This is a genomic window from Novosphingobium sp. ST904 (assembly GCF_001298105.1).
GTDB lineage: Bacteria > Pseudomonadota > Alphaproteobacteria > Sphingomonadales > Sphingomonadaceae > Novosphingobium.
Genome location: NZ_LGJH01000136.1, coordinates 25,763 through 45,741 on the forward strand (window position 1 = coordinate 25,763; position 19,979 = coordinate 45,741).

At 66.1% G+C, this 19,979-nt stretch carries 31 protein-coding genes and 1 pseudogene; 14 read left to right on the plus strand and 18 right to left on the minus strand.

Annotated features, from left to right (window positions below; all coding sequences use genetic code 11):
* Positions 1-4: 4 nt before the first annotated feature.
* From ADT71_RS09895 to hisB, 8 genes and pseudogenes are all read right to left on the minus strand, one after another.
* Entirely contained in the window at positions 5-382 is a 378-nt protein-coding gene (locus ADT71_RS09895) for a histidine triad nucleotide-binding protein (protein WP_054436465.1), read from the minus strand.
* Positions 383-423: 41 nt separating this feature from the next.
* Positions 424-750 carry a phosphoribosyl-ATP diphosphatase gene (locus tag ADT71_RS09900; protein ID WP_054436466.1) on the minus strand — a complete coding sequence of 109 codons (327 nt, stop codon included), beginning with the start codon at positions 748-750 and terminating at the stop codon, positions 424-426.
* Positions 751-1,147: 397 nt separating this feature from the next.
* Positions 1,148-1,906 (minus strand): annotated as a pseudogene (hisF, locus tag ADT71_RS09905) (imidazole glycerol phosphate synthase subunit HisF); the annotation flags it as partial.
* 4 nt (positions 1,907-1,910) lie between these two features.
* The gene (locus ADT71_RS09910) at positions 1,911-2,156 is read right to left on the minus strand and encodes a hypothetical protein (protein ID WP_054436467.1); all 246 of its coding nucleotides are present in this window, start codon (positions 2,154-2,156) and stop codon (positions 1,911-1,913) included.
* A complete protein-coding gene (hisA, locus tag ADT71_RS09915) occupies positions 2,153-2,881 on the minus strand; it encodes a 1-(5-phosphoribosyl)-5-[(5-phosphoribosylamino)methylideneamino]imidazole-4-carboxamide isomerase (protein WP_054436468.1) in 729 nt (242 codons plus the stop codon). Before hisA ends, ADT71_RS09910 begins: the two co-directional genes overlap by 4 nt.
* Before the next feature lie 4 nt (positions 2,882-2,885).
* Positions 2,886-3,524, minus strand: a complete 639-nt coding sequence (hisH, locus tag ADT71_RS09920) for an imidazole glycerol phosphate synthase subunit HisH (RefSeq protein ID WP_054436469.1) — start codon at positions 3,522-3,524, stop codon at positions 2,886-2,888.
* Complete coding sequence (locus ADT71_RS09925; protein ID WP_054436470.1) at positions 3,521-3,814, minus strand: YciI family protein; 294 nt, start codon at positions 3,812-3,814, stop codon at positions 3,521-3,523. The genes hisH and ADT71_RS09925 overlap by 4 nt, the downstream gene beginning before the upstream one ends.
* Entirely contained in the window at positions 3,814-4,416 is a 603-nt protein-coding gene (hisB, locus tag ADT71_RS09930; protein ID WP_054436471.1) for an imidazoleglycerol-phosphate dehydratase HisB, read from the minus strand. Before hisB ends, ADT71_RS09925 begins: the two co-directional genes overlap by 1 nt.
* Positions 4,417-4,604: 188 nt before the next feature.
* Here hisB and ADT71_RS09935 point away from each other — a divergent pair, with 188 nt between their 5' ends.
* From ADT71_RS09935 to ADT71_RS09970, 8 genes are all read left to right on the plus strand, one after another.
* A complete protein-coding gene (locus ADT71_RS09935; protein ID WP_054436472.1) occupies positions 4,605-5,114 on the plus strand; it encodes an SspB family protein in 510 nt (169 codons plus the stop codon).
* Positions 5,115-5,148: 34 nt separating this feature from the next.
* The gene (locus tag ADT71_RS09940; RefSeq protein ID WP_054436473.1) at positions 5,149-5,628 is read left to right on the plus strand and encodes a hypothetical protein; all 480 of its coding nucleotides are present in this window, start codon (positions 5,149-5,151) and stop codon (positions 5,626-5,628) included.
* Positions 5,629-5,735: 107 nt separating this feature from the next.
* Positions 5,736-6,389 carry a guanylate kinase gene (gmk, locus tag ADT71_RS09945; protein WP_054436474.1) on the plus strand — a complete coding sequence of 218 codons (654 nt, stop codon included), beginning with the start codon at positions 5,736-5,738 and terminating at the stop codon, positions 6,387-6,389.
* Between the two features lie 216 nt (positions 6,390-6,605).
* On the plus strand, positions 6,606-7,442 hold the full coding sequence (dapD, locus tag ADT71_RS09950) for a 2,3,4,5-tetrahydropyridine-2,6-dicarboxylate N-succinyltransferase (RefSeq protein ID WP_054436475.1): 837 nt from the start codon (positions 6,606-6,608) through the stop codon (positions 7,440-7,442).
* A 194-nt stretch (positions 7,443-7,636) separates the two neighbouring features.
* The gene (locus tag ADT71_RS09955) at positions 7,637-7,864 is read left to right on the plus strand and encodes a hypothetical protein (protein ID WP_369818221.1); all 228 of its coding nucleotides are present in this window, start codon (positions 7,637-7,639) and stop codon (positions 7,862-7,864) included.
* Between the two features lie 3 nt (positions 7,865-7,867).
* Positions 7,868-8,191 carry a DUF1810 domain-containing protein gene (locus ADT71_RS09960; protein WP_082370263.1) on the plus strand — a complete coding sequence of 108 codons (324 nt, stop codon included), beginning with the start codon at positions 7,868-7,870 and terminating at the stop codon, positions 8,189-8,191.
* Between the two features lie 225 nt (positions 8,192-8,416).
* On the plus strand, positions 8,417-8,623 hold the full coding sequence (locus tag ADT71_RS09965; RefSeq protein ID WP_054436527.1) for a hypothetical protein: 207 nt from the start codon (positions 8,417-8,419) through the stop codon (positions 8,621-8,623).
* Positions 8,624-8,808: 185 nt separating this feature from the next.
* Complete coding sequence (locus tag ADT71_RS09970; RefSeq protein ID WP_054436476.1) at positions 8,809-9,051, plus strand: hypothetical protein; 243 nt, start codon at positions 8,809-8,811, stop codon at positions 9,049-9,051.
* A 3-nt stretch (positions 9,052-9,054) separates the two neighbouring features.
* Here the strand turns inward: ADT71_RS09970 and ADT71_RS09975 are convergent, their stop codons facing one another.
* Entirely contained in the window at positions 9,055-10,314 is a 1,260-nt protein-coding gene (locus ADT71_RS09975; RefSeq protein WP_054436528.1) for a dipeptidase, read from the minus strand.
* 459 nt (positions 10,315-10,773) lie between these two features.
* On the opposite strand from ADT71_RS09975, the gene ADT71_RS09980 reads away from it, so the two are divergent.
* Positions 10,774-12,363: a GMC family oxidoreductase gene (locus ADT71_RS09980; protein WP_054436477.1), complete on the plus strand. Its 1,590-nt coding sequence runs from the start codon at positions 10,774-10,776 to the stop codon at positions 12,361-12,363.
* A gap of 47 nt (positions 12,364-12,410) precedes the next feature.
* Here the strand turns inward: ADT71_RS09980 and ADT71_RS09985 are convergent, their stop codons facing one another.
* Positions 12,411-13,241 (minus strand): sugar phosphate isomerase/epimerase, encoded by an 831-nt coding sequence (locus ADT71_RS09985; RefSeq protein ID WP_054436478.1) that lies wholly within the window; start codon positions 13,239-13,241, stop codon positions 12,411-12,413.
* 94 nt (positions 13,242-13,335) lie between these two features.
* On the opposite strand from ADT71_RS09985, the gene ADT71_RS09990 reads away from it, so the two are divergent.
* On the plus strand, positions 13,336-13,818 hold the full coding sequence (locus ADT71_RS09990; RefSeq protein ID WP_054436479.1) for a cupin domain-containing protein: 483 nt from the start codon (positions 13,336-13,338) through the stop codon (positions 13,816-13,818).
* Positions 13,819-13,854: 36 nt separating this feature from the next.
* On the opposite strand, the gene ADT71_RS09995 is transcribed toward ADT71_RS09990, so the two are convergent.
* The 3 genes from ADT71_RS09995 to ADT71_RS10005 all read right to left on the minus strand — a co-directional run bounded on the left by ADT71_RS09995 (position 13,855) and on the right by ADT71_RS10005 (position 15,429).
* Complete coding sequence (locus tag ADT71_RS09995; RefSeq protein WP_054436480.1) at positions 13,855-14,391, minus strand: hypothetical protein; 537 nt, start codon at positions 14,389-14,391, stop codon at positions 13,855-13,857.
* 78 nt (positions 14,392-14,469) lie between these two features.
* Complete coding sequence (locus ADT71_RS10000; protein ID WP_054436481.1) at positions 14,470-14,781, minus strand: hypothetical protein; 312 nt, start codon at positions 14,779-14,781, stop codon at positions 14,470-14,472.
* Between the two features lie 177 nt (positions 14,782-14,958).
* Positions 14,959-15,429, minus strand: a complete 471-nt coding sequence (locus ADT71_RS10005; protein WP_231635781.1) for a hypothetical protein — start codon at positions 15,427-15,429, stop codon at positions 14,959-14,961.
* A gap of 51 nt (positions 15,430-15,480) precedes the next feature.
* Between ADT71_RS10005 and ADT71_RS10010 the strand changes: the two genes are divergently transcribed.
* From ADT71_RS10010 to ADT71_RS10020, 3 genes are all read left to right on the plus strand, one after another.
* Positions 15,481-15,711: a DUF2061 domain-containing protein gene (locus tag ADT71_RS10010; RefSeq protein WP_054436483.1), complete on the plus strand. Its 231-nt coding sequence runs from the start codon at positions 15,481-15,483 to the stop codon at positions 15,709-15,711.
* 110 nt (positions 15,712-15,821) lie between these two features.
* Entirely contained in the window at positions 15,822-16,250 is a 429-nt protein-coding gene (locus ADT71_RS10015) for an OsmC family protein (RefSeq protein WP_054436529.1), read from the plus strand.
* A 51-nt stretch (positions 16,251-16,301) separates the two neighbouring features.
* Positions 16,302-16,610, plus strand: a complete 309-nt coding sequence (locus ADT71_RS10020; RefSeq protein ID WP_054436484.1) for an alkylphosphonate utilization protein — start codon at positions 16,302-16,304, stop codon at positions 16,608-16,610.
* A gap of 250 nt (positions 16,611-16,860) precedes the next feature.
* Here the strand turns inward: ADT71_RS10020 and ADT71_RS10025 are convergent, their stop codons facing one another.
* Positions 16,861-17,337, minus strand: a complete 477-nt coding sequence (locus ADT71_RS10025; protein WP_054436485.1) for a COG3650 family protein — start codon at positions 17,335-17,337, stop codon at positions 16,861-16,863.
* Between the two features lie 324 nt (positions 17,338-17,661).
* Between ADT71_RS10025 and ADT71_RS10030 the strand changes: the two genes are divergently transcribed.
* Positions 17,662-17,949, plus strand: a complete 288-nt coding sequence (locus ADT71_RS10030) for a hypothetical protein (RefSeq protein WP_054436486.1) — start codon at positions 17,662-17,664, stop codon at positions 17,947-17,949.
* 95 nt (positions 17,950-18,044) lie between these two features.
* Here the strand turns inward: ADT71_RS10030 and ADT71_RS10035 are convergent, their stop codons facing one another.
* From ADT71_RS10035 to ADT71_RS10050, 4 genes are all read right to left on the minus strand, one after another.
* A complete protein-coding gene (locus ADT71_RS10035) occupies positions 18,045-18,443 on the minus strand; it encodes a hypothetical protein (RefSeq protein WP_054436487.1) in 399 nt (132 codons plus the stop codon).
* A gap of 4 nt (positions 18,444-18,447) precedes the next feature.
* Entirely contained in the window at positions 18,448-18,783 is a 336-nt protein-coding gene (locus ADT71_RS10040; protein ID WP_054436488.1) for a hypothetical protein, read from the minus strand.
* Positions 18,784-19,141: 358 nt separating this feature from the next.
* Positions 19,142-19,528 carry a DUF4440 domain-containing protein gene (locus ADT71_RS10045; protein WP_054436489.1) on the minus strand — a complete coding sequence of 129 codons (387 nt, stop codon included), beginning with the start codon at positions 19,526-19,528 and terminating at the stop codon, positions 19,142-19,144.
* Positions 19,525-19,839: a YciI-like protein gene (locus ADT71_RS10050; RefSeq protein WP_054436530.1), complete on the minus strand. Its 315-nt coding sequence runs from the start codon at positions 19,837-19,839 to the stop codon at positions 19,525-19,527. The genes ADT71_RS10045 and ADT71_RS10050 overlap by 4 nt, the downstream gene beginning before the upstream one ends.
* Positions 19,840-19,979: the final 140 nt, after the last annotated feature.

Consider the following 19,979-nt stretch of genomic DNA (forward strand, 5'->3'; position numbering starts at 1 on the left):
GCCGTTACTCCGCGATCATCTGGAAGAACTGGCGTCCGCCGAAGATGTGGACATGGAGATGCGGCACTTCCTGATGGCCGTTGGTGCCCATGTTCACCATCAGCCGATATCCCGGCCCGTCCATTTCGAGCTGGCGCGTCACGTTGCCCACCGCGCGCATGAAGCCCGCGATTTCCGCATCGCCGGCCTTGGCGGTGAAATCGTCCCACGAAACGTAGGGCGCCTTGGGGATCACCAGCACGTGAATCGGCGCCTGCGGGCGGATGTCGTTGAAGGCCAACGCGAATTCGTCCTCGTAGACCTTGCTGCACGGCAGTTCGCCGCGCAGGATCTTCGCGAAGATGTTGTTGTCGTCGTAAGGCAGCTTGGGGTCGATCGGCATCGGTTTCTCCCGAAAGATTTCGAATGCGGCCGGACTGGGCCTCAGTCCCTGGGGCGAGCAGCCTTCTCGGCGATGCCCGAGACGCCTTCGCGGCGATCCAGTTCGGCCAGGACGGCGCTCAGCGGTACATCGCGGGCACCCAGCAGGACCATGAGGTGGAAGATCAGGTCCGAAGCCTCGCCGACCAGCGCCTTGTCATCCTCGGTAAGCGCGGCGATCACCGTTTCGGTGGCTTCCTCGCCGAGCTTCTGCGCGATCTTGCCCAGCCCTTTGGCATTGAGCCGGGCGACATAGCTGCTTTCGGGATCGGCGGCGCGGCGCGCGGCGATCGTCGCCTCCAGGCGCGCGAGGGTGTCGGAGCTGCTCATGCCATGCCCATGCGGCGCAAGGGCGATGGGGTCAAGACTTCGTGGCCCCGCCGCCTCAGTCGGAGCGCTTCGACGACAGCCTGCGGCCCACCGCCACGCCGATGACGCCCATCGCCAGCAGGAACAGCCCGCTCGGCTCGGGCAGGCTCGTGGCATCGGCCGCGAACGCGGGAACGGGTGCGAGGAATAGCGCCAGCATGGCGGGCAGGTAGCGGTAGTGATGCACGACAGGCTCCTGCGGATGACTTGACTGAACCCTTGGACCCTTGGCGCGGGGCTGCAAGGGATGATCGGGGCGTGTCCCGATCCGGGGCAATGAAACGGGTGGAAGTTTCGAGGAATGGCGGCGGCGGGAAACTACATTCCGGCCGCCTGCGCCCGCCCCCTGCAGACGCCTACCCCCGCGCGGCAGGCCTGCCGAGCGCAGCGCCGCGTGGGCTTCCGCGATCGAGTGCTTGCCGAAGTGGAAGATCGAAGCCGCCAGCACCGCGCTGGCCCTGCCTTCGGTCACGCCCGCCACGAGGTGGTCGAGATTGCCGACGCCGCCGCTGGCGATCACCGGCACCGAGACGCTCTCGGCGATGAGGCGGGTCAGTTCGAGGTCGTAGCCGTTCTGCGTGCCGTCTCCGTCCATCGAGGTGACGAGCAGTTCGCCCGCTCCGTAGTCGGCCAGTTTCACCGCGTGTTCCAGCGCGTCGATCCCGGTGGCCTTGCGGCCGCCGTGCGTGAAGATCTCCCACTTGCCGGGCGCGACCTTGCGCGCATCGACCGAGGCAACGATGCACTGCGAACCGAACTTCTCGGCAATGTCGGCCACGACTTCGGGACGCGAGACGGCGGCGGAATTGACCGCCACCTTGTCCGCCCCGGCCAGCAGCAGCGCGCGGGCATCCTCGGCCGTGCGCACACCGCCGCCGACGGTCAGCGGCATGAAGCAGACCTCGGCGGTGCGTTGCACGACATCCAACAGGGTGCCGCGCCCTTCGTGGCTGGCGGAAATGTCGAGGAAGCACAGTTCGTCCGCCCCGGCCGCGTCATAGGCGCGGGCCTGCTCCACCGGATCGCCGGCGTCGACCAGATCGACGAAGTTCACGCCTTTCACCACGCGCCCGTCACGAACGTCGAGGCAGGGGATGACGCGGATACGAACGGTCATGAGCTCACTCCTCGGGCTTCAGGAACAGCAGCACGCAGAACACCCCGACCATCAGGCATACCGCGAGGTTGAAGGCGGAGTAGGCCCAGAACTTGCGCGAATTTTCCGCCAGCGAGGTTTCCACTTTCGAGCGTGCCCGGCTGAACAGCATCAGGCGCGCCTTGCCCTTGCGAAAATCACCAAGGGCCATGACCGCGCCCGGCACGAGGATGGCCAGCGCCAGACCCGCGACGAGGCGGTTCTCGTTCACGCCTTTTCAGCCATGGCGATTGCCGCCGCAAGGTCCAGCCGGCCGTCGTAAAGCGCGCGCCCGGTGATGACGCCCTCGATGCCGTCGTTCGCGTGGAGCGAGAGCAGGCGGATGTCGTCCAGCCCCTTCACCCCGCCGCTGGCGATGACCGGCAGGTCGGTGCGGCGGGCAAGATCGACGGTGGCATCGATGTTCACGCCCTTGAGCAGCCCGTCGCGGCCGATATCGGTGAACAGCAGCGAGGCCACGCCCGCATCCTCGAACCGGCGGGCCATGTCGACGATCGAGACGTCGGAGACTTCGGCCCAGCCTTCGGTGGCGACCATGCCGTCGCGCGCGTCCACGGCAACGACGATGCCGCCGGGATAGGCTTTCGCCATGTCCTTGACGAACTGCGGGTCCTTCAGCGCCGCCGTGCCCATGACCACGCGGCTGACGCCAAGGTCGAACCAGCCCGCCACCGCCTCGGGCGTGCGGATGCCGCCGCCGAGCTGGACGTGGCCGGGGAACACCTCGAGGATGGCTTCCACCGCTTCGCGGTTCTCGGCCCGACCCGCGAAGGAACCGTCGAGATCGACGACATGCAGGTGCTGCGAGCCCGCTTCGGCAAAGAGCATGGCCTGCGCGGCGGGATTGTCGCCATAGACGGTGGCGCGGTCCATATCGCCTTCGGCGAGACGCACGACCTGACCCTGCTTGAGGTCGATGGCGGGAAAAACGATCATGATTCTAGGGCTTCCATTCGAGGAAACGGGTCAGCAGCGCGAGGCCGTAGGCCTGGCTCTTCTCGGGGTGGAACTGCACGCCCACGACATTGTCCTTCGCCACCGCCGCCACCAGGCCGCCGCCGTGGTCGGTCATCGCCGCCACATGCGCGCCGTCATCGGGCTGGAAGTGGTAGGAGTGCAGGAAATAGGCCTCGCCGGGCTCGATCAGCCCCTGCGCCGGGTCCTTGCGGCCGAGCAGGACATCGTTCCAGCCCATGTGCGGGATCTTGATGTGGGGGTCGGTACGCTCGATCATCCGGACCTGCCCGCCGATCCAGTCCAGCCCCCGCGTCACCCCGTGTTCGAGGCCCTGGGTGGCGAGCAGCTGCATGCCCACGCAGATGCCGAGGAACGGCGCCCCGCCGACATGGACCCGCTCGGCCATCGCCTCGACCATGCCGGGAATGCCCCAGAGCCCTTCGGCGCAGGCGCGGAACGAGCCCACGCCGGGAAGGACGATGCGGTCCGCCGCGCGCACCACGGCGGGATCGGCGGTGATCGCCACGTCCTCGGCCCCGGCCGCCCGCAGCGCGTTGGCCACCGAATAGAGGTTGCCCGCGCCGTAGTCGATCAGCGCCAGGGTCGGGCGGCCTCCGGTCATCCGGCCAGACCGGCGATGCTGTCGTCGAGGAAGCCGTGCGCCCATTCGATCACTTCGACTTCGGCGACCCCGCCCGCCACGAAGGGATCGCTGGCGGCCAGGATCTCGACTTCGTTGATGCTATCGCCCCGGGCGAGGATGATGCCGCCTTCGCGCGGAACCTTGCGGCCCCAGCCCAGGAAGCGGCCTTCGGCGTGGTTGGCCCGCAGCCAGGCGACATGATCGGCCAGCAGGCCGTCCACGTCCTCGATCGGAGCGGTGTAGCGAAGCGAGATGATGAAGCTGGCCATCAGAGCGTGTCCTGTCCGAGAATGCCCTTGGTCGAGGGGATTGCCCCGCCCTTGCGCGGATCGAGCTCCACCGCGCTGCGCATGGCGCGCGCGAAGCCCTTGAAGATACCCTCGCAGATATGGTGATTGTTGGTGCCGTAGAGAAGTTCGATATGCAGGGTGATGCCCACGGCCTGCGAAATCGAATGGAACCAGTGCTCAACCATCTCGGTGTCGAACTCGCCCAGCTTCTCCTGCGTGAAACCGGCCTTCCAGACCAGCCACGGGCGGCCCGAGATATCCAGCGAAACGCGGCTCAGCGCCTCGTCCATCGGCGAATGGACGTCGCCGTAGCGGCCGATCCCGGCGCGGTCGCCCAGCGCCTGGCTGATGGCCTGGCCGATGGCGATGGCGCTGTCCTCGGTCGTATGATGCTGGTCGACGTGGAGGTCGCCCTTGATCCGGCAGGCAATGTCGATCAGCGAATGGCGGCTGAACTGCTCGATCATGTGATCGAGGAAACCGATCCCGGTGGAGACCTGATAGGCTCCGGTGCCGTCGAGGTTGACCTCCACGGCGATGTCGGTCTCGTGAGTCTTGCGGTTGATCGAGGCGGTGCGCATGGCATGGGCCTATAGCCCGGTACGCCGGGGAATCAATTCCACCCGGCACCAAGTGTGCGCGAAAAGCGTTCCTGAGGTAATCTTCGGTCGTCCTTTTCCGAAACGACCTAGGGAAAACCGGTCGGGGCGTGCTATTTTACGCTTTAACACGCTTGACCGACCAAGGAACCATGAGCACCTAGGGCGCGATGAACGATACGACACCAGACAGCCTGATCCCCTATGACGAAATCGTCCAGGAGGCCCTGCGCGCCGTTGTCGGCCGCGTGCTTGGCCAGGTCGAAGACGCCGGCGGCGTCCTTCCGGGTACTCACCACTTCTACATAACCTTCAAGACGGGTGCGCCCGGCGTGTCGGTTCCCGGAGAGCTGAGAGCCCGCTTCCCCGACGAAATGACCATCGTTCTCCAGAACAAGTTCTGGGATCTCGCAGTGCGCGAAGATGGCTTCACGGTCAGCCTCAGCTTCAACCAGATGCCGTCCAAGCTGGTGATCCCCTTCTCGGCGATCACCGCCTTCGTGGACCCCGCGGTGGACTTCGGCCTCCAGTTCCAGGCCGTGACGGACGACGAGGACGAAGACGATCTCGCCGGCCACCCCGAGAACGATTCGGCCACGGAACGCGACGTCGCCTCGCGCATTATTCCCAGCGACGACGGATCGAACGTCGTTTCGGTCGATTTCGGCAAGAAGAAGTAAAGCGGGCGGGACAAGGCCCGGGAAAGCAAGGTCCATGGGCGTCACCACTGTTCCCCGGAAGGTCGGAAAAGGCATCGGCAGCGGTGTGAGCAAGGCCGGAACGGCGGTGAAGAACACCGCCGCCAGGGCCCGCGACAAGGCCGTTACCCTGCGCGGCCCCAGCCCGAACACCGCCACCAACCTTGCCATTGCCGACATCGCCCTGCGCGGCGGCACCGCCATCGCGCGCCGCGCGGTCGAACATGCGCTGCTCGGCAAGCGCTATACCCCGGCGAAGGCCAAGGACATCCTGCGCGGGCGCTCGTTCGCCCAGTCGATGCTCCATACCGCGATCGCCCGTGTCGCCATGGGCTCCGCCCCCGGCGCCGCCCTGGTGATCGGCGGCCTGGCCGCAAAGACGCTCTACGAACGCAGCAAGGCCCGCAAGCAGCGCGCGCGCGGGGAAGCGGAGATCCAGGACATGGCCGAAGAGGGCGAAGGCGAATCGGACCTGGTGCCCGACCTCGGCGCCTGACCCGGCGCGCCGGGAATTGCCGAACCTTTATCCCCGGTAGCGCCGCAGCACCCCCGGCCGCTCACGTCACCCCTTGATTTGCGCGCCGGTCATCGGCATCGGGGCACATGGTCAACTCTCCGGACAATCCCGCCGGCCCCCTTGCCCGGCGCGGCCTCATGCTCATCATGTCCTCCCCCTCGGGCGCGGGGAAGACGACGATCTCGCGTATGCTGCTCGAACACGATGCGCATATCTGCAATTCGGTTTCCTGCACCACGCGCACGCCCCGTCCCGGCGAAGTGGACGGCAAGGACTATCACTTCGTCAGCCAGGCCCAGTTCGACCAGATGGTCGAAAACGAGGAATTCCTCGAATGGGCAACCGTCTTCGGCAATTCCTACGGCACGCCGAAAGCGCAAGTGAAGGCGGGCCTCAAGGACGGGCAGGATTATCTGTTCGACATCGACTGGCAGGGCACCCAGCAGCTTTACCAGAAGCTGGAACGCGACGTCGTGCGCGTGTTCCTCCTGCCGCCCAGCATCGATGAACTGCGCCGCCGGCTGACCGGCCGCGGCACCGACAGCATGGACGTGATCGCCGCCCGCATGGAACGCGCCCGCTCGGAAATCAGCCACTGGGACGGGTACGACTATGTCGTCGTCAACGATGACATCGACCACTGCTTCGAGAAGGTGAAGACGATTCTCGACGCCGAGCGCATGCGCCGCGCCCGCCAGACCGGCCTGATCGGCTTCGTCCGCGAATTGATGGCGCCCTGATCGAGCACACCCCTGGCATCCGCCGGGGTGGATTTTCGAACAAGTGTCCGAACGGAAAATGCGTCAGCGCGCACTTTCCGTTCAGCGCCATGAACTTCCGATACTTTCCTGTGCGGTGCTTATAGCCGCCGCATCCTTCCTGCTTGTCGCGCCGGTTCCCACCCTCTAGGCGCGCCTGCGAACATGCCTTTTGGCCGACTTTCTGGAGACGCGAACATGTCCGAACTCGAAACCGCGATCGAAGCCGCCTGGGAAGCGCGCGACACCGTCACCCCCGCCAGCGCGGACGTGCGCAAGCTCGTCGACGAAGCGCTGGGCCTGATCGAATCGGGCGCTGCCCGCGTCGCCGAGCCCGACGGCAACGGTGGCTGGAAGGTCAACCAGTGGCTGAAGAAGGCAGTGCTCCTGTCGTTCCGCCTCAATGACAACGCCCCCGTCGCTCACGGCGCCGGCGGCGCGCCCGCGTTCGACAAGGTGCCCGTGAAGTTCGACGGCTGGGCCGAGGACGACTTCCGCAAGGCCGGCTTCCGCGTGGTTCCGGGCGCCGTCGCCCGCCGCGGCACTTTCATTTCGAAGGGCGTCGTGCTGATGCCGAGCTTCGTGAACATCGGCGCCTACGTTGGCGAAGGCACCATGGTAGACACCTGGGCCACCGTCGGTTCCTGCGCGCAGATCGGCAAGAACGTGCACATCTCGGGCGGCGTCGGCATCGGCGGCGTGCTTGAACCGCTGCAGGCCGGCCCGGTCATCATCGAGGACAACTGCTTCATCGGCGCCCGTTCGGAAGTGGCCGAAGGCGTGGTCGTCGGCGAAGGCGCGGTGATCTCGATGGGCGTGTTCCTCGGCGCATCGACCAAGATCGTCGACCGTGCAACCGGCGAAGTCCACATCGGCAAGGTTCCGCCCTACTCGGTAGTCGTTCCCGGCTCGCTGCCCGGCAAGCCCCTGCCCGACGGCACCCCCGGCCCGTCGCTCTACTGCGCCGTGATCGTCAAGACCGTGGACGCGCAGACCCGCTCGAAGACCGGCATCAACGAGCTTCTGCGCGACTGATCCAACCCTCCGCAACGCAGGAACAGCCGAAGGGGCCGGATGCCAGCGCATCCGGCCCCTTCGCGCATCTGTGCCCTGCTGCACGGAACGGCCCCGGCCATGAGGCGTTGACCTGAGGAAGCCGGCCCGCGCCGGCATGACGGGAGATGCAGGCATGGAGCGACCGGGCGAGGAAATTCATATCGACAAGACGGATGCGCGTGCCGGTTCGGCGCGAAGTGATGCGCTATGTCCTGCTCGTCAGCCTGGCGCTGGCGATCGTGGCGCTTTCCGCGATCTGGATCACCGGATCGGTGCAGGCCCCGGAAAGCACCGGCGGCGACGCGGATACCGCGGCAGCCGTGCGGGACGGAGAGGCCAGCCCGCAGGACCAGCCCGGCGCCCAGGCCCCGGATGCGCCGCAATCCCCACCCTCCCGCTGATCCATGAGCGGGCTTGACCGCTTCGTCGAGGCCCAGCGGCGGGACTACGCCGCCGTCACTTCGGAACTCGCGCGCGGGGTGAAGCAAAGCCACTGGATCTGGTACGTCTTTCCGCAGCTTGCCGGCCTCGGATCAAGCGAGACCTCGCGGTATTACGCGCTCTCCGGGCTCACGGAAGCACGAGCCTATCTTGCCCATCCGCTGCTTGGCGCCCGGCTTGGCGAATGCACCGATGCAATGCTCGGCTGGGCAGGAGAGCGCAGCGCCTCTGCCATACTGGGCGAACTGGACGCGTTGAAGTTCGGCAGTTCCATGACGCTGTTCTAGGCGGCCGGCGGCGGCGAACGCCATGCCCACGCCCTTGATGCCTTCTGCCAGGGCCGCCGCGACGAGCGCACCCTGCGCCTGCTCGGCCTCGGCTCCTCATCGAGGGATTTACCCTAGGCCCGACACCCGCTTCCTTGCGGGAACTCCGGGCGTGCTGACGCGTTATCCTTTCCGGCCCGTAATGCAATGTGGCCCAGACGCCGCCGGGCCGACGGGAGAGCCACCATGCAACGCATTGGCGATGAAGTTCATCTGGACGAGGACGAAGCACGCTCGGGCAGTACGCCCCATATCGTGCGGTACGTCCTGATCGCGAGCCTGCTTCTCGCCATACTGGCCATGTCGGCAATATGGATTTCGCGGGCATGGTGGGATCAGGCCCCGCCGCAGGGACATCCGGTCACGGCGGAAGAGCACGCCCTGGGTAGCTGATGCCCAGCGGGCCGTTCGCGCCGCACATTGCGCGGCTGCACATTTCCTGAAAGTCACGAAAGGTTGACAGCCGCGGCAGCTTGCGGTGATCTCCTCTCCGGACACTCCGCGCATGCATGCCGATCAGGGTTTGCGGGAACGTGGGGGCCGAAACGCCCGATTCCGGGTGGAGAGAGGAAATCTGGATGGGACCGGATACCGAATTTGCTGAATCGCGCGTAGCCACGGTGCAGGGCAATGCACCGGGCAACAGTCACGCGGGCACGTCGCCCAAGCTGTCTCACATGCTGATCGCGATCTTCGCCATTTTCATTATGGCGATCTCTATCCTCTGGTTCTCGACCAGTCTCTGGCAGCGCCCCGGCGTGGAACAGCCGATCTCGGCTGGCCAGCAGGCACCGATCGAAGAGAGCCGGATGGGGCATTAGCCCCTAGAACACCGTAGGCGATTCGATCGGCGGATCGCCGCGGTGGCCGGCCGCATATGCCTCGGCGGCCTTCATCACGCGCATCATGTTGCGGCTGGCGATCTTCTCCAGGTCCGTCTGCGAATGGCCCCGCCGAGCGAGCTCGGCGAATAGCGCGGGATAAGTGGAAGCATCATCCAGCCCCGCTACCGTGGTCTCCACGCCGTCAAGGTCGCCGCCGAGGCCGACGTGATCCACGCCCGCCACCTTGATGACATGTTCGATATGGTCCGCCACGTCGCGCAGCGAGCCGCGCGGCATGGGGTGCGCGTGCTCCCACGCCGCCAGCGCCGGATCGGCCGCCGCCCGATCGCCCACGTGGAGCGAAGCCAGCCGCGCCTTCTCGCCGGCCCTTTCCGCCTGCCATTGCCGCGTGGCCTCCACCACGTAGGGCGGATAGAAATTGACCATGACGATCCCGCCGTTCGCCGCCAGCCGCCTGAGCACATCGTCCGGCACGTTGCGGGCATGGCCGTTCACCGCACGGGCATTGGAATGGCTGAAGATCACTGGCGCCCCGGCTACATCCAGCGCATCGTTCATCGTCGCCGCGCTGGTGTGGCTGAGATCGACCAACATGCCGATCCGCTGCATCTCGCGCACCACGTCCCGCCCGAAATCGGTAAGACCGTCATGAGCGGGCGCATCGGTGGCGCTGTCGGCCCAGGCCGTATTCCGGAAATGGGTGAGCGTCAGATAGCGGGCGCCCAGCGCATACATCTGCCGCAGCACCCCGAGCGACTCGCCGATCGAATGGCCGCCCTCCATGCCCAGCAGCGAGGCGATCCGGCCCGCCTTCATCGCCTTTTCGACATCCGCGCTGCTTTGCGCAAACTGCATCGCGCCGGGATTGGCCGCGATCAGCCGCTTCGCCACGTCGATCTGCTCCAGCACCGCCTGTACCGCGTGCGGTTCGTCAAGCTCGGCAGAGACGTAGACCGACCAAAACTGCGCGCCGACCCGGCCCTTGCGCAGGCGCAAGAGATCGGTCTGCATGGCGGCGCGTCCGTCGCCGGCCGTGTTCGCGGTGTCGCGGAAGTCGAAGCCCGCCAGCATGTCCTTGCGGCGATCGCGCAATTGCTCGGGAACGTCGTTGTGCCCGTCCCACACCGGCGCGGCGCGCAGTGCGGCTTCGGCCACCTGTTCGGGAGAAGGCGCCGCGATAGCGCCCGTCGCCCAGATGGAGGCCAGCGCCGCACCTGCCAGCCAATATCCCTGCCGCATCGTCATTACCCCTGTGAACGATCTGCGCGGCAGGAGAATCGATCACGCATCCGCGCGCAAGAGGCTGACCGGGCTTTTACGACATTTCCCGAAAGTGCGATGCGCTGAGGAATGCGCCGAGAAATGCAATGAGCCGCCGGCGGAAGCGTGTCCCGAGCCCGACACCGAGTATCGTGCTCACGCCCCGGACCGATCGTTCGCCCCCCGACGACGATCTGTCCCAAGCACCGGCGGCTCCTGTCAAAAATGGCGCCGAGACGCCATTCTCTAACTCGCGATGCTACGTTCGTGGGCTGGTGTATTCGTCAATGCGGGCCGCAATGACAGAGCGTTTCAGAAATTTAACAATCCGGGGCGGGAACCCCGGACAGAGGCCGCCCCAAGGCATCGCCGGAGCGGGTTTCACGCCAGTTCCCGCGAACGCTTGATCCACGTGGAACGGCAGCCTAGCCCTTGGAAATGGGAGAGTTCGACTACATCGTCGTGGGTGGCGGCAGTGCGGGTTGCGTACTCGCCAACCGGCTGAGCGCCGATCCGCGAAACCGCGTCCTGCTGCTGGAGGCCGGCGGCAAGGATGACTATATCTGGATCCGCGTGCCGGTGGGCTACCTCTACTGCATCGGCAACCCGCGCACCGACTGGTGCCTCTCCACCGAAGCGGAAGCCGGGCTCAACGGGCGCGCGCTCCGTTATCCGCGCGGCCGGGTGCTGGGCGGCTCCTCTTCGATCAACGGCATGATCTACATGCGCGGACAGGCTGCCGATTACGACCACTGGCGGCAGGCCGGCAATGCCGGTTGGGGCTGGGGACGACGTGCTCCCCTATTTCCGCGCGCCGAAGACCATTACGAAGGGGCAAGCGAATTCCACGGCGCCGGCGGCGAGATTCGCGTGGAGAAACAGCGGCTGCGCTGGGACATCCTAGAAGCCTTCCGCGAGGCCTGCACTGAGCAGGGCATCCCCGCCGTGGCCGACTTCAACCGGGGCGACAACGAGGGCGCGGGGTTCTTCCAGGTCACCCAGCGCCGGGGCTGGCGGTGGAGCGCCTCGGACGCCTTCCTCAAGCCGGTGCGCAGCCGCGCCAATCTCAAGGTCGATACCGGGGCACTGGTGGACCGGGTGATCCTGGAGCAGGGGCGCGCCGTGGGCGTGGCCTACAGCCTCGGCGGCGGCGAGGCTCGAGTGGCGCGTGCGGGCGGCGAGGTCATCCTTGCGGCCGGAGCGATCGGCTCCCCGGCGATCCTCGAACGCAGCGGCGTGGGCGATGCGCAGCGGTTGTCGGCGCTCGGCATCGCGCCCGTGCAGAACCTGCCCGACGTGGGCGAGAACCTTCAGGACCACCTGCAACTGCGCTGCGCGTGGCGGGTCTCCGGTGTCGCCACGCTCAACCAGCGGGCGGCCAATCTTTTCGGCAAGGCGCTGATCGGCATGGAATATGCCCTGCGCCGTAGCGGGCCGATGGCCATGGCCCCGAGCCAGCTCGGCGTCTTCACCCGCAGCCATGCCCGCTACGCGACGCCGAATCTCGAATATCATGTCCAGCCGCTCAGCCTCGAGGCCTTCGGCGGCGCGCTCGATCCCTTTCCCGCCTTCACCGCCAGCGTCTGCAACTTGCGCCCCGAAAGCCGCGGCTCCACCCATGTCGTGGCTGGAGAGGCGGCAACGGCGCCCAGCATCCGGCCCAATTATCTCGCCGCCGAGGAAGACCGCGCGGTTGCCGCCCAGTCGATCCGGCTGACGCGCGAGATCGTGAACCGCCCTGCCCTCGCCCGCTACCTGCCGCAAGAACTGCGACCGGGTGCGGAATTCGCCAGCGAGGAACAACTGCGCGAGGCTGCGGGTGCGATCGGGACGACGATCTTCCACCCCGTCGGCACTGCGGCCATGGGCCGCGTGGTCGATCCCGCGCTGCGGGTCATGGGGGTTGGCGCGCTGCGGGTGATCGACGCCTCGGTCATGCCCACGATCACCTCGGGCAATACCAATGCGCCAACGATGATGATCGCGGAAAAAGGCGCCGAAATGATCCTCGCGGACCGCCGCGCCTGACGGCCCGGCCCTGTTTCAAACCAACAGCATTTCAGGCCAGCAGCGTTTCAGGCCAGCAGCGCGCGGGTCCGCGCCACGACCTCGACCAGATAGTCCCGCGCCGCCTCCACGCCGAGCGCGGCCTGCGGCAGCGAAAGGTCCAGGCCAAGCGTCTTGCCGCGCGGCAGGGCGTCAACGAATTCGCGCAGCGGCAATTCGCCCTCGCCCGGAATGAGGCGGCTGTCCCGCGCTTCCGAAGAGGGGGCTCCAGTTCCGTTGAGCGCAGCATCGCAGAGCCGGACATGCCCGATCAGCGCTGCATCCAGTTCGGCCAATTCGCGCGCAGCACCGCCGGAACGGAAGAAATGCAGGGCATCCACGGTCACGCTCACCCGGTCCCCGCCGATATGCCGCACCAGATCCAGCGCGCCCTTGAGGTTTCGCACGGTCATGCCCGGCGAAAACTCGAAACCGAAGTCCATGTTGCGCTCCCGCGCCATTTCCGCGAAGCGCGCCATGGTGTCGAAAGCGCGATCCCGCTCCAGCCCACCGTCGCGCACGCCGATCCGGCGCGTGCCCAGTTCGGCGAATATATCCATGTCGGCAGCATGGTCCTCCGGCGCTCGCAGATTGTCGCCCTCACCGATACTGACACCGATATCGGCACCGATCCCTTCGCCCAGCCCGATGCGGATCGCGGCATCGGCCAGCGCCGCCTTCACCTCGCGCCGCAGCCCGGCATCCTTGCGCAGGGACCAGGCGGGATAACCCTGCGGCCCGGGCGCCTGCTCAAGGCTCATGGAAACCGCCTTGCATCCCAGTTCGGCGGCCAGCCGCACGTGTTCGACCGGGCCCATGCCCGCAACCGTGCGCATGTCGATGCCGAGAGGATGGGGCATGATCGAATCCTTGAACCTGTTGAGGGGTTGTGAAGGCGTCCTGAATAGCCTTCATTGGGGTAGCCGCGAACCCTTCATCAGACGAAAGGCCACGATGACATCCCCTGTCGCCGAACCGAACGGAGAAGCCGCCGAACTGATCGCCCGGCTCGGGCTCAAGCCTCACCCCGAAGGCGGTTGGTACGGCCGGACCTGGACGGCGCCCGTGACCGCGGCGGCGCTGCCCCCGACCATGGAAGGCGGGCGACCGCTGGCCACCGCCATCCATTTCCTGCTGGAAGCCCACCAGCGCTCGCACTGGCACCGGGTAGACGGGGAGGAACTGTGGTTCTGGCACGCCGGAGCGCCCATCGCCCTCTCCATCGCCCCGGCGGACACCGGCCCGGTGCAGCGCCATGTGCTGGGCGGGCATCTGCTCCGTGGCGAAGCGCCGCAACTGCTCGTTCCCACCGGGCACTGGCAGGCTGCGGAGCCGCTGGGCGGCTGGGCACTGGTAAGCTGCGTGGTGTCGCCGGGCTTCCACTTCGGCGGCTTCGAACTGGCCGCGCCCGAATGGGAGCCCGGCCAGACGGCATGAGGGTGAAGCGAGGCGGGCCGATGATCCAGCGCCGGTTCACCCGACGGAGCAGCCCCCTCCTTCGCTGACCTTTGCGCCATCGGGCTTGTACCAGGTGGCGATCGGCCCGGCCTTCTCGTCATAGTAGCAGACCGAAGTGACCTCGTTCGTCGTCGCATCGACGTGGATGGCGTAGTTGTGCGCCCCGCAGTTGTGCAGTTCGCACCGCGAGGCGGCAATGTCGTTATCCTTGCGCAGGACCGGGCCGACCGGCCCCTCCATCGCCGCGATAGCCCCGGCCACGCGAGGATCGGTGACGGCACGGGTCACGCCCTCCTGCACCTTGGGGTGATCGAAGAAGCCGTACGCACCCACCTTGTCGAGCGGATACTTGCCGACATAGACCGAGAGACTGTCGGGCGCGCCGGAGTCTACCGCCTCGGTCGCCTCGACGGCGGCGGGCGAAGCATCTTCCGACATGGTCGGCGAAATGGTCGGCGAAGCGCCCGGGCCGGGCTCAGCGCCGCCCTTGCAGCCCGCCATCAGGACAAGCACGGCGCCTGCCACCGCCACACGCCAGTTTCGATTCCGCATCGGGCTCTCTCCTTCGCCGCTGTGATCGGCTTCGATTCCCGGCGGAGCATCCCTCTTTCCCGGGGCGGCGGCAATAACCTAGCCGCGAATGGCAGGCCGCAGGCGCATCGCGAAGGAAATGACGAAGGGCCAGAACAGTGTGGCGATCACGTCGCCGATCGTGTCGTGCCAGGACCAGGAGCCATGGGCGAGCCGGTCGATATATTCGTTCCCCAGTTCCGCCAGCACCACCACGGCGAGCGGCCAGTTCGAGCTGAGCTTCTTCTTGAGGAGTATCGCAGTGAGCAACCAGATCGTCAGCCCCGCATAAGTGTGGGCGAACTTGTCCGGCGCGGGACACTGGGCAACGATCCAGGTGATCGCGCGCTCATACTGGTGAACGAATTCCATGCTTCCTTATGCTGCGGCGCATCAATCCGGTCCAGCAGGCGGGCGGCATAAGTCACGTTCATTTCGGGAAATATCAGGCCGAACGGCATCAAGGCGCGACGGACTGTGGCCCGACGCGCCTTGACCTTCTCCCTTTCCCTCGGCCTTGGCGTTTCCGCCCGGCATTACTCCCTGTTGTCAGGCCAGCTTGCGCTGCAACCTGACGAGTGCGTGATCGATGGCGTCACGCGCAGTATCGTCCACTGTCCCTGAAACCACCCGATAGACGATCCGCCCTTCCGCCAGCGAATAGGCCACTGTCGCCATGCCATCGTTGAAGCTGGCAACGTACAGCGCCGGTTTGCGCTGGATAAGAGCGAGATCGTCCGCTCGGGGAACCAGGGTATCCCGCATGAAGTAAGCACCCGTCATCTCATCGGACGACATTGCGGCAGTATCCGCGCCGTTCAGATCGCCAGCTTGGCGACCTGTATCGCTGGCCGAGCCTACGCCCGACCAGGCCACGGCAAACAGGACAAGTCCAGCCTGCAATGTTGCCAGGAACTTCTCCATGACAGCATCCTCTTCCCATGGACGATACCATCGTTGTGGTCCGTCCTTATTGTTGGTCATGCATAGCAGCCGATCAAAGAAATCGGAAGCGATCATTGGCCGTAACCCGCGCAATTCCGATATTTTGCACTGCGAAAGGAATTCGTCATGCCTCGTGATCTTGCCAAGACCCTGACCTACCTGTGCCTTCATCTGACGGTGGGCTTCACGGTTGCCTATGCAATGACGGGATCGCTGGCGCTTGCGGGTGGTATCGCGCTTGTCGAACCCTGCATCAACGCAGTAGCCTTCTGGTTCCACGAGCGTGCCTGGAAGCGGGTCGATGCTGCATCCGCTAACGTGGAAAACGTGGCCGCAAGGGCGCTTCACCCCGCCTGAGCACCGGATCGGTCCTCGCCGCTTCGCGAATCGGGAACAGGTCCGGGCCGGCCGCGTTGGCCGATCCGAAGCATACCCCCCTTCTGCGAACACTGGAAAAGGACACCCGGATGACCACGAATTCCGCTTCCGCCCGTTACCTCGGCCTCGGCAAGGAGGGCAAAGGCGCGATCACCACGCGTTCCGGCGTCCTCAGCGAACAGCCCTACGGCTTCGGCACCCGCTTCGAAGGGCAGCCCGGCACCAACCCGGAAGAACTGATCGCCGCCGCGCATGCCGCCTGCTTCACCATGGCCACGAGCTTTGCCCTGGCCAAGGCCGGCTATGCGGACGGCACGCTCGACACCCAGTGCACCGTGACGCTCGACAGTGCCGACGGCGGCTTCGCCGTCACCAAATCGGCGCTCACGCTCAAGGCCAGCATTCCCGGGATCAGCGCGGAAGAGTTCGAGAAGCTGGCTGACGAAGCCAAGGCCGGCTGCCCGATCTCGAAACTTTTCAACTGCGAGATCACCCTCGAAAAGTCGCTCGAAGGCTAGAACTCCGATCCCGTCCCTGCCATGGCGGGCTTCCCAACCGGAAGGACCACCATGGCAGGCGACGACGAGGATTACGTCTACGACGAGGAAAGCGGCGAATGGCTGCCCGCATCGGAACTTGCGGCGAAGCGCGCCGCCGAGAACGCGGTCGAGGTGCGCGATGCCGTCGGCAACCTTCTGGCCGATGGTGACCAGGTCACGCTCATCAAGGATCTCGAGGTCAAGGGCGCCGGCCAGACGCTTCGGCAGGGCACCCTCATCAAGTCCATCCGCCTGACCGGCGATGCCCAGGAGATCGACTGCAAGTATCCCGGCATCAAGGGCCTCGTGCTGCGCGCCGAGTTCGTGCGCAAGCGATAAGGCCCCTCAGGCGATCGCACCACGGAACAGCCCGCGTTTCCCCGCGTTCAACCATAGCGAGAGGGAAAGCGGAGAACGCCATTGCCGATGTCGACGAATGTTCTGGGTGCGATCGCCGCCGCCGTTACCCTCGGCGCCCTGGCTGGTGCGTGCCTGCCTGCCGGTACGGATACGGGTAGCGGAGATTCAACCAGCCCGGATTCGCAAGTTGCCGGCACCGATGGTTCCGGCGCCCGGGCCGGGCGCAGCGTCAAGGCCTGCCCGCAGCCGAGCCTTCACCGCCGATCGGCGGCTGACGATCGGTCCAGGCGCAGCCGCTGCGCGTTTCTTCCCCGATCTTCAGCATGGCCACAAAGGGATATCGGCGATCCGACATTCCATCGCTGCAAGAGCCCGCCGTAATCGCCAGCGTCATCTGCACGCCCTTCGCCTCACCATTGAACGATAGACCGCCCCGGCCCGCGAAGCGGCTGACCTCGATCACATCGCCGCCGGGGTTTTCCGGCGTGGAATAGGTCATCCGGGTTCCCGAGACATCCCCGCCCCAAAACGGCTCGGTCCCGGTGAAGCGAACGTGATCTTCCGCCGAAATGGCATGAAACGGTGCGTGATCGTCAGCGTCGCCGGGCATGTCCTTCGCATGGTTGCCGCCATGGCACCCGGCAAGGACGATGCTCGACATCAGGCCAAGCGCGATACGCTGCAAGGCAGCACGGGTCACTTCCATGCCGCGATATCTACGGCCACACCGCAAAAGACGCAATCGCCGGCCTTCGCAAACCGCCCTCACATTCGCCCTCTGAGATGATTCGGCCGAAAGAGAACGCCGGTCCCATGCGGAATCGTTGAATTTTTCGGCTCCGAGAACGCCGGGCTCATTTTACGATAGCGCTAACATCATCACTTGGCGGGGAATTTTCAGCAGATGCAGTAAACGCAACACCGGTGGCAAGTAATTCCATTGCGACGATGGTGCGAGATAGCGATGTTGCACCGCAACAAGATAAGAGGTGCCCGAGGCAATCTCCTATCCCCTACAAAGGACATTGCCATGCTGAAGACCGTTTTCGCCGCCGGCGCCGCTTTCGCCGCCCTTGCCACCACCGCCGCTCACGCTGAAGATCCCCGCAGCTTCTCGCACGACGGCGTGCATTACAACTACACGACCGAGCAGAAGGGCAAGGTTACCGTGATCGAAGGCATGGCCTCGGGTCAGGTTCCCTTCCGTCTCTACGTGAGCGGCAACCGCGTTACCGGCACTTACAACTCGCGCAACGTGAACTTCCGCCTCGCCGACGCCAAGGGCGCTCTGGCTGAAGCGGCACTCTCGGGCCAGTAAGTCTCGGGCCACCGAAGAATTAGGACGCCTTCCTTCAGGGAAGGCGCCCTTTTTCGTGCGCGCTCTCAAGCCTGAAACTCTAACCCGCTACCGGGTCAATGGCGCTTCTGGAGGACGTCCTCGTGCCGGACGAGGCGGATCTCGATCCCGTCTCCCTGTTCCACGCCATGCTTGGCGGCGATGTTCTGGCGCATTTCCGCAATCGCCGCCTCGTCCGCGCCCGCAGGAAGCTGGTAGCGCGCCAGGATCATTCCATCGTCCACGTCCACGACGCTGAAATGGCTGGAGATGCACGATGCCGCCAGCGCATCGAGATCGAGCCCGTCGGCCAGGTTCCACCTGTCCCCGCCGCGTGATCGAATGCGCTTGCGGCAGTAGCGGCAGGTGCAGACCAGCGTGCCGTCGTCGTCCCGCTCGCGCCGCCCGTCGGGCTCGTGCACGCGCGTGAACCAGCAGGGGGTCAGCGAGTAGGCGTCGGTTCGGTTCTTAAACATGCATTCACCTCACCGACATGGCGGCTCGTTTAGTCCTATAGTGGAAGGTGAGGCAGGCCATGCCGTTGGAGTTGAAATGGGTTTCGGAAAGTGGGTTCTGGTTTTGGTTGCCGGCGGCGTCGGTGCGGGCATCGTCGCCGCAGGGATGACCACCGGGAAAATGCAGAAGTTCCCCGAGGACTATGCGCTCTCCGGCTCGCGCGGCGCCAGGCACGATGATGGCGACTATGCCGCAGGTAGCAGGGCCGACCGCGAGGATTACGCCTTGTCCGACGAGCAGATGCCCGGCCCTCGCGACTATCCCGGCGAGGAGGAAGGCGACTACGCCGCTTCCGACCATTCCGGGTTCGGCCCGCCGCGCGGCCGAATGGTCATCCTCGACGGTTCGGGCTGGGTAGAGGACGACAGCGCCGCCCCGTCCCGCCGCCACTGGCGCGGTGACGAGGATGACGAGCGCATTTACGCCGAGCAGGGCCGCCCCTTCATCGCGCCGCAGCGCTCCTTCGCGCAGCCCGGCCCGCGCGGCTACGCGCCGCAGCCTTCCGCCCCGCAGATGGGCGCCCCTGCCCGTCCCGCTGCGCCGCCTGTCCGCGATTCCGCCGCAGATGCCGCCGCCCGCGCCGCCGGAGCGCCGCCGATGTCCTTGCCGCCGAGCGCGAAGGCGCCTGATTCAAGCGGCCTGACACAGGCGGCCCGTCTCAAGCCAGGGTCAGGAATATCTCCGCCTCGATCACCCATTCACCGCCCAGTTCGCGCCACTTGGCGGTGTAAGTGCCCGAGGCGGTCAGCACGTCGGAGGTGCTGTCGATCCCTTCCCAGTGGCCATGCTCCATCGCGATCGGCTCCACCGGCGAGACCGTGACCTCCTTCGGCGTGCGGGTGTAGACCAGCCGCGCCGTCCCCGCGAATTCGCGCCGCCAGACCTTCATCTGCCCCATCCGGCCCGAGATCAGCGCGCTGTCGGTGCCCGTGACCATCACGCAATCACGCGCGAGGATCGGACCGATGGCGGATGCATCCCCCTCGGCAATGGCGCGGTTGAACTTTGCCCGGCGGGAGCGGATGGCAAGCTCGGCCCCGCTCACGCCTGTCGCTCCGCGCGCACCGGATGGGCGGCATGCTCGCCCACCACCGTTGCCCAGCGCCTGACTGTCCAGCGTTCGACGATTCCCTCCGTCACATAGGGATCGGCCCTGGCAAAGGCCTCCGCCGCCTCGGGCCCCGCGCCCGCAAAGAGCAGCAGCGCCATGTCCACCGGGTCCTCCACCGCGCCGCCCAGCACCAGTTCGCCGCGCTCAGCCGCGGCCCAGGCCAGCGCCAGATGCGGCTCCCGGAACTGCGGCCGGCGCTCCAGATAGTCCGGCGCGAGATGGTAGGTCAGCAGATAGTGATTCATCGCGGGCATCTCTCGTGCTTCGAAGTGAGGCCGCCGGGTTTACACGAAACGCACCGAATGTGTCGCGCCACCTTGTCATGCCCACACCCCCGCGCCAAACCGGCCGCAAGCGCGGTCGAGCCGCGCCATCAGCCGCAGAA